Annotated in this window: 13 protein-coding genes and 1 pseudogene; 12 read left to right on the top strand and 2 right to left on the bottom strand. The window is 62.4% G+C overall.

Annotated features, from left to right (window positions below; all coding sequences use genetic code 11):
* The first annotated feature begins 73 nt into the window (after nucleotides 1-73).
* From tpiA to EN845_RS21695, 5 genes and pseudogenes are all read left to right on the top strand, one after another.
* On the top strand, nucleotides 74-844 hold the full coding sequence (tpiA, locus tag EN845_RS21675) for a triose-phosphate isomerase (RefSeq protein WP_127281035.1): 771 nt from the start codon (nucleotides 74-76) through the stop codon (nucleotides 842-844).
* 167 nt (nucleotides 845-1,011) lie between these two features.
* Complete coding sequence (gene secG, locus EN845_RS21680) at nucleotides 1,012-1,488, top strand: preprotein translocase subunit SecG (RefSeq protein WP_127280483.1); 477 nt, start codon at nucleotides 1,012-1,014, stop codon at nucleotides 1,486-1,488.
* A gap of 212 nt (nucleotides 1,489-1,700) precedes the next feature.
* Nucleotides 1,701-2,831, top strand: a complete 1,131-nt coding sequence (locus EN845_RS21685) for a L,D-transpeptidase (RefSeq protein ID WP_127280484.1) — start codon at nucleotides 1,701-1,703, stop codon at nucleotides 2,829-2,831.
* A 269-nt stretch (nucleotides 2,832-3,100) separates the two neighbouring features.
* Complete coding sequence (locus EN845_RS21690; protein WP_127280485.1) at nucleotides 3,101-4,738, top strand: CTP synthase; 1,638 nt, start codon at nucleotides 3,101-3,103, stop codon at nucleotides 4,736-4,738.
* A gap of 8 nt (nucleotides 4,739-4,746) precedes the next feature.
* A pseudogene (locus EN845_RS21695) lies at nucleotides 4,747-5,285 on the top strand (DUF1697 domain-containing protein).
* A 51-nt stretch (nucleotides 5,286-5,336) separates the two neighbouring features.
* Here the strand turns inward: EN845_RS21695 and EN845_RS21700 are convergent.
* Together EN845_RS21700 and EN845_RS21705 are read right to left on the bottom strand one after the other, a co-directional pair.
* Complete coding sequence (locus EN845_RS21700; protein ID WP_127872476.1) at nucleotides 5,337-6,794, bottom strand: NCS1 family nucleobase:cation symporter-1; 1,458 nt, start codon at nucleotides 6,792-6,794, stop codon at nucleotides 5,337-5,339.
* Nucleotides 6,795-7,045: 251 nt separating this feature from the next.
* Nucleotides 7,046-7,948, bottom strand: coding sequence for a LysR substrate-binding domain-containing protein (locus EN845_RS21705; RefSeq protein WP_127278963.1), 903 nt, complete (start codon nucleotides 7,946-7,948; stop codon nucleotides 7,046-7,048).
* 260 nt (nucleotides 7,949-8,208) lie between these two features.
* Here EN845_RS21705 and EN845_RS21710 point away from each other — a divergent pair, with 260 nt between their 5' ends.
* From EN845_RS21710 to EN845_RS21740, 7 genes are read left to right on the top strand one after another with little or no spacing between them, the layout of a single operon-like run.
* Complete coding sequence (locus tag EN845_RS21710) at nucleotides 8,209-9,723, top strand: leucyl aminopeptidase (RefSeq protein ID WP_127278962.1); 1,515 nt, start codon at nucleotides 8,209-8,211, stop codon at nucleotides 9,721-9,723.
* Nucleotides 9,724-9,762: 39 nt separating this feature from the next.
* Nucleotides 9,763-10,668, top strand: coding sequence for a proline iminopeptidase-family hydrolase (locus tag EN845_RS21715; protein WP_127872475.1), 906 nt, complete (start codon nucleotides 9,763-9,765; stop codon nucleotides 10,666-10,668).
* Between the two features lie 18 nt (nucleotides 10,669-10,686).
* Nucleotides 10,687-12,348, top strand: a complete 1,662-nt coding sequence (locus EN845_RS21720; RefSeq protein WP_127872474.1) for an ABC transporter substrate-binding protein — start codon at nucleotides 10,687-10,689, stop codon at nucleotides 12,346-12,348.
* A gap of 56 nt (nucleotides 12,349-12,404) precedes the next feature.
* Complete coding sequence (locus EN845_RS21725; protein ID WP_127872473.1) at nucleotides 12,405-13,421, top strand: ABC transporter permease; 1,017 nt, start codon at nucleotides 12,405-12,407, stop codon at nucleotides 13,419-13,421.
* Complete coding sequence (locus EN845_RS21730; RefSeq protein WP_127872472.1) at nucleotides 13,421-14,392, top strand: ABC transporter permease; 972 nt, start codon at nucleotides 13,421-13,423, stop codon at nucleotides 14,390-14,392. The genes EN845_RS21725 and EN845_RS21730 overlap by 1 nt, the downstream gene beginning before the upstream one ends.
* On the top strand, nucleotides 14,389-15,348 hold the full coding sequence (locus EN845_RS21735; RefSeq protein ID WP_127872471.1) for an ABC transporter ATP-binding protein: 960 nt from the start codon (nucleotides 14,389-14,391) through the stop codon (nucleotides 15,346-15,348). The genes EN845_RS21730 and EN845_RS21735 overlap by 4 nt, the downstream gene beginning before the upstream one ends.
* A gap of 8 nt (nucleotides 15,349-15,356) precedes the next feature.
* Nucleotides 15,357-16,343 carry a dipeptide ABC transporter ATP-binding protein gene (locus EN845_RS21740; protein WP_127872470.1) on the top strand — a complete coding sequence of 329 codons (987 nt, stop codon included), beginning with the start codon at nucleotides 15,357-15,359 and terminating at the stop codon, nucleotides 16,341-16,343.
* Nucleotides 16,344-16,446: the final 103 nt, after the last annotated feature.

The raw sequence follows: 16,446 nt of genomic DNA on the forward strand, positions 1-16,446 counted from the left end.
CCACTGTCGATTGCTTTGTGGCCTGATTTTGGTAGTGAGGGCCAGAGCCTGATATCGCCCGGAGAAGCACACCATGACGCCAGGAATTCGCCCGCTTGTCGCCGGCAACTGGAAAATGAACGGCACCAGCGCCTCGCTGAACGAACTCAGGATGATCGGCAACGGTTTCATGAGCGGGCTCGACGCCGAGACCGAAGCACTGGTCTGTGTTCCCGCGACGCTGCTTTCCCATGCGGCGGAGATCCTGTCGCGCACGCCTGTCCATGCCGGCGGTGAGGACTGCCACCCCAAGGAAAGCGGCGCCTATACCGGCTGCATCTCGGCGGAGATGCTGAAGGACGCGGGCGCGAGCCATGTCATTGTCGGTCACTCCGAATGCCGCGAACAACGCGGCGAGGACGATGCGACGGTCCAGGCCAAGGCCACCGCGGCCTGGCGTGCCGGACTGGTGGCCATCGTATGCATCGGCGAGACGCAGCAGCAGCGTGAAGCCGGCGCCACGCTGGAGGTGCTTTCGCGCCAGGTTGAAGGCTCGGTGCCGCCGAGCGCCACGCCGTCCAATACCATTATCGCCTACGAGCCGGTGTGGGCGATCGGCACCGGCCTGACGCCAACGGCGGCCGATGTGGCCGAGGCGCATGCGCATATCCGCGAAAAGCTGTCGGAAAAGCTGGGGACCGCCGCTGCCAGGATGCGCATTCTCTATGGCGGCTCGGTCAAGCCGTCCAACGCGGTCGAACTGCTGGGCGTCAGGAACGTCGATGGCGCGCTGGTCGGCGGCGCCAGCCTGAAAGCGGCTGATTTCCTGGGTATCGCCGAAGCCTATCGCAGCATTGCAGGCTGAGATCCACGACGATTGGCGGGTCCCATCTCGTCCAAATTCGTTGCAAAGGGCACGTTGCTTCCCATATTCCGGCCACGGGCTTGGAAATGCCGTGAAAGCATTGTATTGAGCCGCCTCCAATTCACCGGTCGTGTCCGCGGCCGGGCAAGGCCTTGCCAGGATAAACTATGCAAACCGTACTGATCGTCATCCATCTCATGGTCGTGCTCGCCCTTGTCGGCGTGGTGCTGCTGCAGCGTTCCGAAGGCGGCGGCCTCGGCATTGGTGGCGGGTCGGGCTTCATGACGGCGCGCGGCGCGGCCAACGCATTGACCCGGGCGACGGCGATCCTGGCGGCAGCGTTCTTCGTGACGTCGCTGACCTTGTCGATCATTGCCCGCTACGGCGAGAAGCCGATCGACATTCTCGACCGGGTTCCCGTGACCTCGGACGGCGCCGGCAAGGGCGTGCTCAACCAACTGCCCGGCACCACCACCCCGGCTCCCGCCGGCACCACCACGCCGACGCCGCCATCCGGAAACGACGCCGCGGCAAAGCCTCCGGCAACGGCCCCGGCCACTGCCCCCGCCGCAGGCTCAACGCCGCCGGCCACCAACGGAACCACCAACACAGCGCCGGCGGCGCCCCAGGTTCCGAACCAGTAAACCTCGACGTTTCCAAACCGCGATCTGTGATCGTTTGAACACAGTCGCGGCAAATGCTGCGCGATCACGAAGATTCGACGGGCAGCAGTGCGGTCTCGCGCTTGAGGCATCCGCGCTTATTCGACTATAGATTGCACGCGGCATTTTCGGCGTCCTTGGGGGACGCCGGGCGACGCCGTGGGCAACAAGCATTGAACGATCGGATCTTCGCCATGCAGCTTCGCAGCTTCATTTTCCTGGGACTTTGCGCCGCAATCGGCATGAGTTCCCCGGCCTTCGCCGCCATGCCGGCAAACATGGCCGCACAACAGCCGGTGTCGCTTGAGAAAACCGACGCCATCCCCGTCGCGGCCAAAAGCGATGCGGCGCAGTTGAAGCTTCTCAAGAAGAAGAAAAACCCGACGCCGGACGATCTTGCCCAGATCAAGAAGATCGAGGCCAAGATCGTTGCCGACAAGGAGAACGCCAAGGCCAAGGCGCTCGAGGCCAGGAAGCTGGCGATGCGCGAAGCGGCGAAAGCCAGGGCCGATGCCGCACGGCAGGCCTTCCTAGCCCAGAAGGGCAAAAGCGCTCCGGCGGCTGAAGTGGCCGAGGCCAACACAGCCAAGAAGACCACCAAGATCATCGAACCGATTGAACCCGTCACGCCGATCCAATCGGCTGAGCCTATCCCGGCCGAAGCGATGAATGTCGCTTTGACCGGCAACAATGGCGAACTGCGCAGCGAGGTCGTCGGCGGCCAGAAGCAGTCGAGTGGCGGCCTGTTCGCCGGCCTGTTCGGTGGAACTTCATCGGGCTCATCGATCAGCTATCTGCCCGAGACCCGCGCGCTCGATTCGGCACTTGCCCAGAGAAACGCCAAGAAGCCGTTCAAGGTGAAGCCGGAATTCGTGCCTCAGGACGTGGAATTTACGGGCTATGATGCCGGCACGATCGTCATCGACACCAGCGCTCGCCGGCTCTATCTCGTCGAATCGTCCACGACCGCGCGTCGCTATGCCATCGCGGTCGGCCGCGAAGGCCTGCAGTTCAAGGGCACGGTCGCGGTCGGCGACAAGCAGGAATGGCCGCGCTGGATCCCGACACTCGACATGCAGAAGCGCGAGCCAAAGCACTACGGCCAGTACAAGGACGGCATGGCCGGCGGCGGACAGAACCCGCTCGGTGCCCGCGCCATTTATCTCTATGACGGCAAGAAGGACACGCATCTGCGTATTCACGGCACCATCGCGCCGCAGTCTATCGGCACCAGCGCCTCCAATGGCTGCTTCCGTATGATGAACGAGCACGTCATGGATCTCTACAGCCGCGTCCGGGTCGGCACCAAGGTCGTCATCATCTGACGTTTCCATCATCATGCCGAAAGGGCCGGCTCAGCCGGCCCTTTTGTTTTGCTTGGAGCGGTTCAACGTTTGATAGAATCGCCGACCTGCTCTAAGTCTTTGTTTTTACGCCAATTCCGGACGGAAGGTCTCGATCAAAACCCGTTTTGGTCGGGATCCTGTCCAAAAAACCGGATTCCATTTTAGGGATCATGGTCCGAGCGCCTTCTTGGGAAAAAGCCTTCGCGGCGGTTTTTTCTCTGGCGGAATCAATCCGGCCGCGTTAAGCGATGACTCCCATGGCGCGATATGTATTCATCACAGGCGGCGTGGTTTCCTCACTTGGAAAAGGCATTGCCGCAGCGGCCCTTGGGGCTCTCCTGCAGGCGCGAGGCTATCGCGCTCGCATCAAAAAACTCGATCCCTACCTCAATGTCGACCCCGGCACGATGTCGCCGTACCAGCATGGCGAGGTGTTCGTCACCGATGACGGTGCCGAAACCGATCTCGATCTTGGTCATTACGAGCGCTTCACCGGCCGTTCCGCCAATCAGCAGGACAACATCACGACCGGGCGTATCTATAAGAACATCATCGAGCGCGAGCGGCGTGGCGACTATCTCGGCGCGACCGTGCAGGTCATCCCGCACGTTACCGACGAGATCAAGAACTTCGTCCTCGACGGCAATGACGACTATGATTTCGTGCTGTGCGAGATCGGCGGCACGGTCGGCGACATCGAGGCGATGCCGTTTCTCGAGGCAATCCGCCAGCTCGGCAACGATCTGCCGCGCAACAATGCCGTCTACGTGCATCTGACCTTGATGCCCTATATCCCGACAGCAGGTGAGCTGAAGACCAAGCCGACCCAGCATTCGGTCAAGGAATTGCGCGGCATTGGCATTGCGCCCGACATACTTCTGGTGCGCGCCGACCGCGCCATTCCCAAGGAAGAGCGCCGCAAGCTGTCGCTGTTCTGCAATGTCAGGGAGAGCGCCGTCATCCAGGCGCTCGACGTGCCGCACATCTACGACGTGCCTATGGCCTACCATAAGGAAGGTCTCGATTCGGAAGTGCTGGCCGCCTTCGGCATCGACCCGGCGCCCAAGCCGCGCATGGAACCGTGGCAGGCTGTGTCCAACCGCATCCACAATCCGGAGGGCGAGGTCACCATCGCCATCGTCGGCAAGTATACCGGCCTCAAGGATGCCTACAAATCGCTGATCGAGGCGCTCTCGCATGGCGGGTTGGCCAACCACGTCAAGGTCAAGCTCGACTGGATCGAATCGGAAATCTTCGAAAAGGAAGACCCGGCGCCTTGGCTTGAGAAGGTGCACGGTATCCTGGTGCCCGGCGGCTTCGGCGAACGCGGCTCGGAGGGCAAGATCCTGGCGGCGAAATTCGCGCGTGAGCGCAAGGTGCCATATTTCGGCATCTGCTTCGGCATGCAGATGGCCTGCATCGAGGCGGCGCGATCCCTGGCCGGCGTCGAACATGCCTCCTCGACCGAGTTCGGCCCGACCAAGGAACCGGTCGTCGGTTTGATGACCGAATGGCTGAAGGGCAACATGTTGGAAAAGCGCCGGGCGACCGGCGATCTCGGCGGCACCATGCGGCTCGGCGCCTATCAGGCCGAACTCGCCAAGGGCTCGAAGATCGCCGACATCTATGGCGACACCCAGATTTCCGAACGTCACCGGCACCGCTACGAGGTCAATATCGACTACAAGCAGCGCCTTGAGGATTGCGGGCTGGTCTTTGCCGGCATGTCGCCTGACGGCGTGTTGCCTGAGACGGTCGAGTATCCCGACCATCCCTGGTTCATCGGCGTGCAGTATCACCCCGAGCTGAAGAGCCGGCCGCTCGATCCGCATCCGCTGTTCGCCAGCTTCATCGAGGCGGCGGTGGAGCAGAGCCGGCTGGTCTGACTGATTCCATGCGGACCTATGTCGCGCTCCTCTACAGCATCATCCTGGGAGGGGGCGGCGGGTCGTCATGTCCGACCTCAAGGCGATGGCGGAAGGCATCGGCCTAAAGAATGTCCGCACCTTGGTGGCGACCGGCAACCTGGTCTTCGAGAGTGAAAAGATTTCGGTCGCCACGCTTGAGACGCGCTTGGAAGTCGCCTTCGAAAAGGCCTTTGGCCGCCACGTCGACATCATTGTCCGCAGCGCCGAGGATTGGCTGAGACTCGCAACCAGCAATCCATTCCCGGCTGACTCGGTTGAAGCCGGCGACCAGGTCGCGGTGCGTGTAATGCGCAAACCCGTGACCGAAGATGCCATATCGGGTCTTCAGACCCGTGCCGCCGGGGACGAAAAGGTGCTTCTGGTCGGTGGCGACATATGGCTTGTGTTTTCGCGCGAGAAGCCAAGCTCGCGCCTGCTTGCGGCCGCCAATCACAGGCGCCTCGGCATTGGCACCTCGCGCAACTGGAATACTGTGCGCAAGCTGGCCGAGATGGTTAGGCAGTAGGCAGTAGGCAGTAGTTCCCTAGGCCCTACCGCCCACTGCCTAAGGCCTGCTTCAAGCCTTCGCTGTCTTGGCGCCTGCGCCCACGGCCGCGGTGCGCAGCACGTAGTAGATGACGCCGGCAATCGCCACGCCGAAGAACCAGCCATAGACACCCCACCAGGACGGCAGCCAGTTGGTGAAGTTCGGCAGGATCGAGGAGAAGACGGCGCCGATGCCGGCGGCGATGAAGGCATTGACGTGCCAGCCGCCCTGGAAGCGGAATTCGCCGTCCTCGCGGTAGAGCGCCTCGACGTCGACCTCGCTCTTCCGGATCAGATAGTAATCGACCATCATGACGCCGAAGATCGGCCCCATCGTCGCGCCGATGATGTTGACGAAGGACGCGGCGCTGCCTTCCCACGGCGCGAAGGGATAGAGCACGAGCGCGATCAGCGCGGCGATGTAGCCACCCTTCTTGAAGTCGATCTGACGCGGGAAGACGTTGGAGAAGTCGAACGCGGGTGAGACGAAGTTGGCCACCACGTTGATTCCCAAGGTCGCCACCGCGAAGGTCAAGGCCGCAAGGGCAGCCAGGAACCAGCTGTCGAACTTGGCCGAGATCTGGTCGGGATGCAGCAGCACTTCATGATAGACGTCGTAGGCGGCGATGGTGGTGACGCCGGCGACCAGCGAGAACAGGATGAGGTTGACCGGCAGGCCCCAGATATTGCCCTTGCGCAGCGCTGCCTGATCGGGGGCATAGCGGGCGAAATCGCAGAAATTGAGATAGAGCGCCGAAAAATACGTCACCCAGATCGCGGCCACCGCGAACAGCGACGTCCACGAGCCCGGCGTTCCAGGCACGCCGGCATCCCTGGTCTTCTCCAGAAGCACGTCCATCGGGATGTCGCTGGTGAAGGCGAAGGTTCCGGATTTGACGCACAGATAAATGGCCAGGAGCAGCATCATCACCCAGACGGCGGGTCCTGCCCAATCCTGGAAGCGGCGCACCGTTTCCATGCCTTTCTGGATGATCAGCAGTTGCAGGGCCCATATGACCACGAAGCAGATCACCTCCAGGCCGGAATGGCCGAGGAAATGGGTGTTGGCGTTGAAATCGGCGAACCATTGCGAGCGGATGAGCAATGCGACGATGGCGCCGGAGGCGGCGGCAGTCTGCGCGCCATACCAGAAGCAGGCGACGATGGCGCGCACCAGTGCCGGAATGTTGGCGCCCCAGATGCCGAAGGAGGCTCGGGCCAGCACGGGGTAGGGCACACCGGTTTTCACACCGGCATAGCCGACCATGTTCATCAATGCGTAGATGATCAGCGAGCCGATGCCGATGGCGATGATGAAATTGACGAAGCCGCCGCAGAACAAAAACAGGCTGGCGGCGAGATAGTAGCCCCACAGGCTATGGACGTCCGATGTCCAGACATTGAAGATCGAGAACGGTCCCCAGTTTCGAACCTTGGCGGGAGCGAGGTCTTCATTATACAGGTCAGGCGATGCGCCTTGTATCGTCATTGCAATATCCCCTTCTTGCAGCACGCGCCCTCACGCGTTGACCGCAGAGGTTACGCCTGACGCAGGGGAACCGACAAGCAACCGATTTGCCGGCTTTGGCCTTAAAGATATTCAATGCGAACCGCGATTATCGACAGACGGTAATGGTGAGCCGCTTTGGAAAAGCGCCCGTCTGTCGATTCGAATTTTCGATCCACCGCGTCAGGCTGGATGAATCCGCCCTGCCAACTTCTGCCGGCAAGAGCGGCAGCCTAGGCGACGGCCATCACCCGCTTGTGGTCCTCGACTTCGGAAAGCAGCCAGTCCTGAAACATGCCGGTACCCGGCTTGTTGCCGATACTGCGGCGCTGATGCAGGTAGATGCCGGCCGGATAGGTATGGCGGGCGCTGAATGGGGCGACCAGCTTGCCTTGCTGAAGCAAATCCTGCGCCATCATCGTGTCGGCAAGCGCTATTCCAGCGCCATTGATGGCCTCGCGCATGATCAGCGTGCAGTCATCCAGCGTCGTGCTGGATTTCGGCGTGGTGTCCAAAACGCCTTCCTGCTCCAGCCAGCGCTTCCATCGCATGGTCTCGCATTCGTGGATCAGGTGGTGATTGACCAGATCGGCGGGCGACAGCAGCGGCATCGGCCCTTCAAGCAACGAGGGTGCACAGACCGGCGTCAGAACCAGCGGGATCAGCAGAGTCAGCGCCGGGCCGGCCTTGTAGACGAACTCGTCGACAATGGCCAAATCGAAATTGGCCCGCTTGCCCGATGTCGAGATCTCCAGATCCACGGTCGGATGCTGCCGGCGAAAATTCGGCAACCGGTCGGCCAGCCAAAGGTTCAGGACAGCCGGCACGCACAGGACCCGGACACGCTGGGTCCTGCCGTGACTCGGGCCGTCAACGAGACTGACATCGTCGGTGGCGCGCCAGATGGCCTCGAACGCCTCGGAGAGGCTGCGCGCATAGTATGAACCCCGGATGGTCGGCGTTATCTGGCGAAAGCCGCGCTCGAACAGGTCCTGACCGAGATTGCGTTCGAGTGCACGGATGTGGCGGCTGATCGCCGAGGGCGTCAAATGCAGCTCCTCCGCCGCATCCTTGATGCTGCCGAGACGTGCTGCGGCCTCGAAAGCGCGCATGCCGTTGAGTGAGGGTAGGGCCATTGGCCGATCATGAATTGTCAGTTGAGTTTTTGTCAATCGACATGGACAAAATTGGCGTTTGATCGCTTGGCCCGTTCAGGGATACCCAAGAGGCAAGTGCAACTAAGTCGTCTTACGAAAACGGCTATTCGGGAACTTCGGCACCATTCCACCAACGGCGGCGACCGGTTTGACCGGCTTCCACCGGTGGCGGGCGAAGCATTGCACGAGCTGCAAGCGACGCCTCGGCCAAAGCCCCGCAATGAGGAGAACGCCCGCCTATGCCTCAATCGCCAGTGCCGGTCTTTGAAACGGCGGACGAGATTTCCGCGGAAACCTCCGTCGTCGTGATCTTGCAGACTGCCCAGACGGGTTTTGGCCCTCGGGCGGCGGCACTGGACACGGAAATGAGCGGGATACTCTCCCGAGCCTGTTCCGATGCAGCCGTACTGGCTGAATCCGGCACTTGCATTGATGTCATCGCCCCTAAAGCGGTATCGGCCCGGCGCGTGATTGTCCTTGCCCTGGGCAAGGCCGAGGCCGTCACCGCGCTCTCCTTGACGCGTGCCGGCGGCCTCTTGGCCGCGCATCTGGAAGGCAAAGGGGAATGCGCGGCTACCCTGGTCCTGGATCCCATTGCAGGCATAGGTCTGACGGGAGCGGAAATCCTGGCAAGGGTCGCGCTTGGCATGCGGCTGCGGCGCTATCGTTTCGACATGCGCAACCGGCGCGCGGGAGCGGGGGCCGATCGGACCCTGCGGGTACAACTGGTCGGGGCCGGCGGTCCGGCGCTGAATTCGGCGCTGGCGCGGATCAATGCGATCGCGGATGGCGTCGAATATGCGCGTACTCTGGTCAACCTGCCGCCGAACCATCTCCATCCCGACAATTTCCACGATCATCTGGAGCCGTTGCGCGAAGCTGGCATCGACGTCGAGATACTCGATACGGCAAGGCTCGGGGAACTCGGCATGAACGCGATCCTGGCTGTGGGATCAGGCTCGGTGCGCCCCCCGCGCGTCGCGGTCCTGCGCTATCGCGGCAAGGGTGCCCCCGCTCAGCCGCTGGCCTTCGTCGGCAAGGGTGTCTGTTTTGACTCCGGCGGCCTCTGCATCAAGCGCGGCGAGCAGATGTTCGATATGAAGGCCGACATGGGCGGCGCGGCCGCCGTGGTCGGCCTGCTGATCGCGCTCGCCCGGCAAGGCAGTCCGGTGCACGTGGTCGGCGTGCTCGGCATCGCCGAGAATATGCCGTCGGGCACCGCGCTGAAGCCGCGCGACATCATCACGACAGCGTCCGGTCAGACCGTGGAAGTGTTCGACACGGATGCGGAAGGACGCCTGATCCTGGCCGACTGCCTCTACTATGCCGCCTCGCGCTTCAACCCGTCGGTGATCGTCGACCTCGCCACTTTGACCTATTCGGTGATGCGCGGTCTCGGATCGGTATTCGCCGGCCTCTTCAGCACCGACGACGCCATCGCCTCGCGGATGATCGCGGCCGGAGAAGCGGTCGGCGAGCGGTTCTGGCAGCTGCCACTCGACCGGGCTTACGACGAGGGGCTGCAATCGCCGTTCGCGGACCTGCGGCATCACGCCAAGGACATGGAAGACGGTGACGCTCCCTACGCCGCGGCGTTCCTGCGTCACTTCACCGAGGATCGGCCCTGGGTGCATCTCGACATTGCCGGCAAGGAACTGGCCGATGCGGATCGGCCCCTTGGCAGGCAAGGCGCCACGGCATTCGGCGTGCAGATGCTGGAAGAATGGGTTCAGGCCAGCCGGGTCACGAACTAGGGACAAAGCAACATGTCTTCAATCACGCATGGAGCGGGGATGTCATCGGAAATCGCCACCAGGGAAGGGCGGGCCGGCTTTGGCGACTACGAAACCTGGTATCGGGTCAGCGGCGAACTCGACGCCGACAAGGCTCCGGTCGTCATGCTGCATGGCGGGCCGGGTGCCGCCCACAACTACGTCGATGCGTACAAGCTTCTTGCCCGAACGGGCCGTGCCGTCATCCACTACGACCAATTGGGCTGTGGCAATTCCACCTTGCTGCCTGACAGAGGCGCCGATTTCTGGACGCCCAGGCTGTTCATCGATGAACTTGAAAACCTCGTCGACCAACTCGGCATCCGCGGCGGCTTCCACGTGCTCGGACAGAGCTGGGGCGGCATGTTGGGCGCTGAATATGGGGTGACGCGGCCAAAGGGTCTGAAGTCGCTGACCATCGCCAACTCACCGGCTTCCATGAAGCTGTGGGTGGAAGAGGCCAACCGGTTGCGCGCCGCCCTGCCGAGCGATGTGCAGGAGACACTGGCAAGGCACGAACAGGCCGGCACGACGGACGATCCGGCCTATCAAGAGGCGACGATGGTGTTCTACGAGCGGCATGTCTGCCGGGTCGTTCCGTTCCCGCCCGAGGTGACGGAAACCTTCGCCCAAGTCGCACGCAATCCGACCGTCTATCATCTCATGAATGGTCCGAACGAATTCCACGTCATCGGAACGCTGAAGAGCTGGAACATCATCGACCGATTGCCCGCTATCGATGTTCCCACGCTGATCATCTCCGGCCGTTACGACGAAGCCACGCCCGCAACCGTCCAGCCCTTCAAGGACGGCATCAAAGGATCGCGCTGGCAGGTATTCGAGCATTCCAGCCATATGCCGCATGTCGAAGAGCAGGATCTATGCATGCGGGTGGTGGGAGACTTCCTGGACGACAACGACAACTGAGAAAAGGGGAACTACGACATGAAGAAACTGCTTCTCGCGGCATCGGCCGCGGCATTGCTGGCCGGCATGTGGCTGGCTCCGGCGCAGGCCGAGTACCTCAAGGAACATCGCGGCGGCACCATTCGCCTGCTGGCGCGCTCGGCGGCCGGAACGCTCGATCCGCACATCAATTACACCGACCAGGGCTGGCAAATGTATCAGCCGATCTATGACGGGCTGGTCGCCTTCCGCAAGGCCGAGGGCATGGACGGCTTCACCATCGTCCCCGATCTCGCCGAGGCGCTGCCGCAGGTCAGCAATGACGGCAAGACGTTTACCTTCAAACTGCGCAAGGGCATCAAGTTCTCCGACGGCAAGGATCTCGGTGTGAAGGACGTCGTTGCTTCCTTCCAGCGCATCTTCAAGGTCTCCGGACCGACGTCCGGAACCTTCTATGCTGGCATCGTCGGTGCCGACAAATGCCTTGCCGACACCAAGAGCTGCACGCTGGAAGGCGGCGTTGTCGGCGACGAGGCGGCCGGCACGATCACCGTCAACCTGACCAAGCCGGACGCCGAGATTCTCTACAAGCTTGCCTTGCCGCACGCCGTCGTCCTGCCGGCGGAGACGCCCGCGGAAGACATGGGTTCCAAGCCTATCCCCAGCACCGGCGCCTATATGATCTCCGCCTTCGATCCCAACAAAGGGATGACGGTGACCCGCAACCCCAACTTCAAACAGTGGAGCGAGGAAGCCCAGCCCGACGGCTACTCCGACGTCGTCCAATATGATTTCGGCCTCTCCGAGGAAGCCGCCGTCACCGCGATCCAGAATGGGGAAGCCGACTGGATGTTCGACGCGCTGCCGAGCGACCGCCTTGGCGAACTCGGCACCAAGGCCATGGACCAGTTGCACATCTCGCCGCTTTCGGCGTGGTGGTATGCGCCGCTCAACAATCGTCTGGCGCCGTTCGACAACGAAAAGGCGCGTCAGGCCGTTGCCTATGCGATCGACCGCAACACGCTGGTCAAGCTGTTCGGCGGCAAGGTGCTCGCCTCGCCGGTATGCCAGGTTCTGCCTCCGGATTTCCCTGGCCACGAGGACTACTGCCCCTTCACCAAGAACCCCGGCGCCAAATGGTCGGCGCCTGACCTCGACAAGGCAAAGCAACTCGTCGAGGAATCGGGCACCAAGGGCCAGAAGGTGACCATCATCGTCGAGGACACGGCCATTTCCCGGTCCATCGGCGTCTATCTGCAGAGCGTGCTGACCACCATCGGCTACGTCGCCGACGTAAAGCCGATCTCGTCCAACATCCAGTTCACCTACATCCAGAACACCAACAACAAAGTGCAGATGTCCGTCACCCAGTGGTACAAGGACTATCCTGCGGCCTCGGACTTCCTGAACATCCTGTTCAGCTGTGCCTCGTTCCGCGAGGGTTCGGACGCTTCAATCAACATCGCCGGCTTCTGCGACAAGGATATCGACGCCAAGATGCAGAAGGCATTGGACCTCGGCGTGACCGACCAGAAAGCCGCCGACAAATTGTGGGCTGAAATCGACAAGCAAGTCACGGACAAGGCGCCGGCCGTCGGCCTCTTCACGCCCAAGCGGCTCGACTTCGTCAGCAAACGCGTTGGCAATTTCAAGTTCAACCGGCAGTTCAACTGGATGATCACCCAATCCTGGGTACAGTAATGGCCTTGGTACAGTAATGGCCTGGGTAAAGTAACGAACCGCGGAGGGGCACGTCCGTGTCGAACGAAGCTGTCGCCATGCCGCGCAAGACGCGAGGGCCTTGGGCCGTCGCGTTTGCGAAGCTGGCAACGGACAGGGCCGCCATGGCGTCCCTGGCCGTGTTCCTCCTCATCGTTTTCGCCTGCCTCAGCGCGCCTCTCTACGCGAAATGGGCACGAACGGACCCATTCGCCTCGACACTCGACGCCGTCATCCAGATCGACGGCGCCGACGTTCCTGTGATGGAACAATCGACAGAGGGGCTCGGGCTCGGCTACACGCCGCTTGGGCCGACCTGGCGGCTCGGCAATTATTTCCTTGGCGCCGACAGCCAGGGACGCGATGTCATGGCCCGGATGCTCTATGGCGGGCTGAGTTCGCTGCTGATCTCCGGTGCGGCCACCATCTTCACCCTGATCCTCGGCACGGCGGCGGGATTGATCGCGGGGTATTTCGGCGGCGTCACCGACACGGTGTTGTCGCGCTTGCTGGATGTGCTTTGGGCGTTTCCGATCTATCTCCTGGCGATTTCGCTTTCCATCGTCACCATCGCGCAAGGCATCTCGATCGGGCCGATCGAGATCGAGTCCGGCAGTCTGTGGCTGCCGGTCATCATCATCGGCATCGTCTACATACCCTATGTGGCGCGCCCGATACGCGGGCAGGTCCTGTCGCTGCGCCACAGCGAGTTCGTGCTCGCCGCGATCAATCTGGGAGTGCCGGGGCCGCGGATTCTGTGGCGCGACATCCTTCCCAACATCACCACGACGCTGATCGTCTTCGTGCCGCTGATGATGGCACTGAACATGCTGACGGAATCGGCGCTTTCCTTCCTTTCGATCGGCGTGCAACCGCCCGCCGCGAGTTGGGGCACCATCATCCAGGACGGCCAGGCGCTGCTTTACACCAGGCCATTGGTGGCGCTGGTGCCGGGCCTGGCGATCGCGGTTTCCGTGATGGCGCTCAATGTCTTCGGCGATGGCCTGCGCGATGCGCTCGACCCGCGCTCCAAGGTTCGGCTGGGGCGCGACTGATGATCTACGCCATCCTGCGCCGTTTCGGTCAGATGCTGTTCGTGATGTTCGGCATCTCGATCATCGTCTTTTTGATCTTCTTCGCGACGCCGGGGGCCGACCCGGCGGCGCGCATCGCCGGCCGCAATGCATCGCCCGAGGTGCTGGAGGCGGTGCGCCACAGCTTCGGCTTCGACCGCCCGCTCTACGTGCAGTATGTGAAGATGATGGAGAAGATTTTCGTCACTGGCGATCTGACCTCCTTCGTCAATCGTGGCTGGAAGGTGGTGCCGGCGGTCATGGATTCGATCCCTGTCACGCTCTCGCTGGTGTTCGGAGCGGCGATTCTGTGGGTGGTTGTCTCCATCGCCATCGGCATCGTCGCCGCCGCCACCCGCGACAGCTGGCTGGACAAGCTGCTGATGGCGTTGGGTCTGCTCGGCATTTCCATGCCGGTCTACTGGCTGGGGGAGGTGATGAACCTGATCACCCAGAGCCGCTACCACGACAGCTGGGCGTTCTCCTGGGTGCCCCCGCTCGGCTACAAGAACTTTTCCGACGATCCGAAAGGCTGGTTCCTGACGCTGGTCATACCTTGGATCACGCTGGCCATTCTCTACATCGGCATCTACGGGCGGGTGTTGCGCGCGGCAATCATCGAATCCATGCAGGAAGACTATATCCGCACGGCCCGGGCCAAGGGCCTGTCGGAGACGCGTATCCTGCTGCGCCACGCCTTGCGCACATCGCTCATCGCCTTCGTCACCCTGTTCGGCCTCGATTTCGGCGCACTGGTGGGCGGCTCGGCCCTGCTGACCGAGGTGGTGTTCGGGCTGCATGGTATCGGCAAGCTCACCTATGACGCGCTGCAGAACCTGGATCTGCCGATGATCATGGCAACGGTGATGTATGCGTCCATGTTCGTGGTCATCGCCAATGCGGTTGTCGATTTCGTCTACATCCTTCTCGATCCGCGCCTGAGGACATCATGATATTGTCGGTGCGCAACCTTAGAGTGTCCTTCCGGACCGACGACGGCCTGGTGAGGGCCATCGATGGCGTTTCCTTCGATCTCGCGGAAAGCGAAATTCTCGGTGTCGTCGGCGAGTCCGGCTCCGGCAAGACAGTGTCGCTGCTGGCGGTGATGGGGCTGATCACCGACCCCAACGCGATCATCGAAGGCTCGATCCGCTACAAGGGCCGCGAGCTGGTCGGACTGCCTCCGCGCGAACTCAGGCGCCTGCGGGGCAACGAGATCGCGATGATCTTCCAGGATCCGATGACGGCTCTGACGCCGGTCTACACGATTGGCTGGCAGATCGCCGAGCAGATCCGTGCCCACCGCAACATCAGCAAGGCCAGGGCCATGGAGCGCGTCGAGGAACTGCTGGCGGAGGTGAATTTTCCCAACCCCCACGAAGCGATGTCGCGCTACCCGCACCAGCTCTCCGGCGGCATGCGGCAGCGGGCGGTGATTGCGATGGCGTTGTCCTGCAACCCGGCGCTGCTGGTGGCGGATGAGCCGACCACCGCGCTCGACGTAACCGTGCAGGCCGGAATTCTCGATCTCGTGCGCAAGCTGCGCTCGACGCACAAATCGGCCGTCGTCTTCATCACGCATGACATGGGCGTGGTCTCCGAACTCGCCGATCGGGTCATGGTCATGTATGCGGGCCGCATCGTCGAACGCGGCAGCCGCACGGAGTTATTTTCCGACCCGCGACACCCTTATACGCGCGCATTGCTTGGTTCGATCCCGCCGCTGACCGGTGCGAAACCCCGCCGCCTACCGGCTATTCCCGGGTCACCGCCGTCGCTGCTGCGATTGCCGCAAGGCTGCGCCTTCGGGCCGCGTTGTCCGGTCCGGTACGAGCGTTGTCTAACCGACAAGCCCGATCTTGGCGCCGCCACGCACGCTGCGGCCTGCTTTCGGGTGGCGCAGGTATGAGCGGACCGATGATCGACAAAGACCGTCCAATCCTCGAAACACGCTCGCTCGGCAAGCGCTTCTCGATCGGCACCCGTTTTTCCGCCGAAGGCAGGCGGACCGTTCACGCGGTCGACAATGTCTCGCTGACGGTGCGGCGCGGCGAAACCGTCGGATTGGTCGGGGAGTCCGGATGTGGCAAGTCCACGCTGGCGCGCTGCCTGGTCAGGCTCTACGACATTTCGGACGGTGAGCTTCTGTTCGAAGGCGACGACATCACGTCGAAGTCGCTGTCTGAACTGAGGCCGCTGCGGCGGCGCCTGCAAATGGTGTTCCAGGACCCGTCGGCCTCGCTCAATCCGCGCCGGCGCGTCGGCGATCTCGTGGCCGAACCGCTGCGTATCCATGGCAAGCTTTCATCGCGCGAGATCACCAACCGCGTCGCGGAACTGTTCGACCTCGTTGGATTGTTGCCGGACCATGTCATGCGCTTCCCCCATGAGTTCTCGGGCGGGCAGCGCCAGCGTGTCGGCATAGCGCGCGCCATTGCCCTCAATCCCGATCTCGTCGTTCTCGACGAGCCGGTCTCCGCGCTCGACGTGTCCGTACAGGCGCAGATCGTCAACCTGCTTGCCGACCTTCAGGAGAAGCTGGATCTCACCTATGTCTTCATCGCCCACGACCTGTCCGTGGTGCGCCAGGTCTCGACCCGCATCGCGGTCATGTATCTCGGCTCGATCGTGGAGGAGGGACCAGCGGAAGAGGTGTTTTCAGCCCCCGCCCATCCTTACAGCCAGGCGCTGATCTCGGCGGTTCCCGTGGTGGAGACGACGCCCAACGGGATGCGCAAGCGCATTGTCCTCACGGGCGATGTACCGAGCCCGCTCAACCCGCCATCCGGCTGCCGGTTCCATCCCCGATGCCCAATAGCGGCGGAGCGGTGCCGCACAGAGCGGCCTGAGTTGAAAGAGTATAGGCCCGGCCGCAAGGTGGCGTGCCACTTTCCGACGGTATAAGCAAACATCGCGCCTTGTACCCGGACGGCCGCATCCGGTCGGAGAATTCTTCAAAAATTCAGTTGCCCGCATGGAACCAACCGACGTGCGGCGCGTTTGATTG

Source organism: Mesorhizobium sp. M8A.F.Ca.ET.202.01.1.1 (assembly GCF_004791595.1).
In the GTDB taxonomy this organism is placed as follows: domain Bacteria; phylum Pseudomonadota; class Alphaproteobacteria; order Rhizobiales; family Rhizobiaceae; genus Mesorhizobium.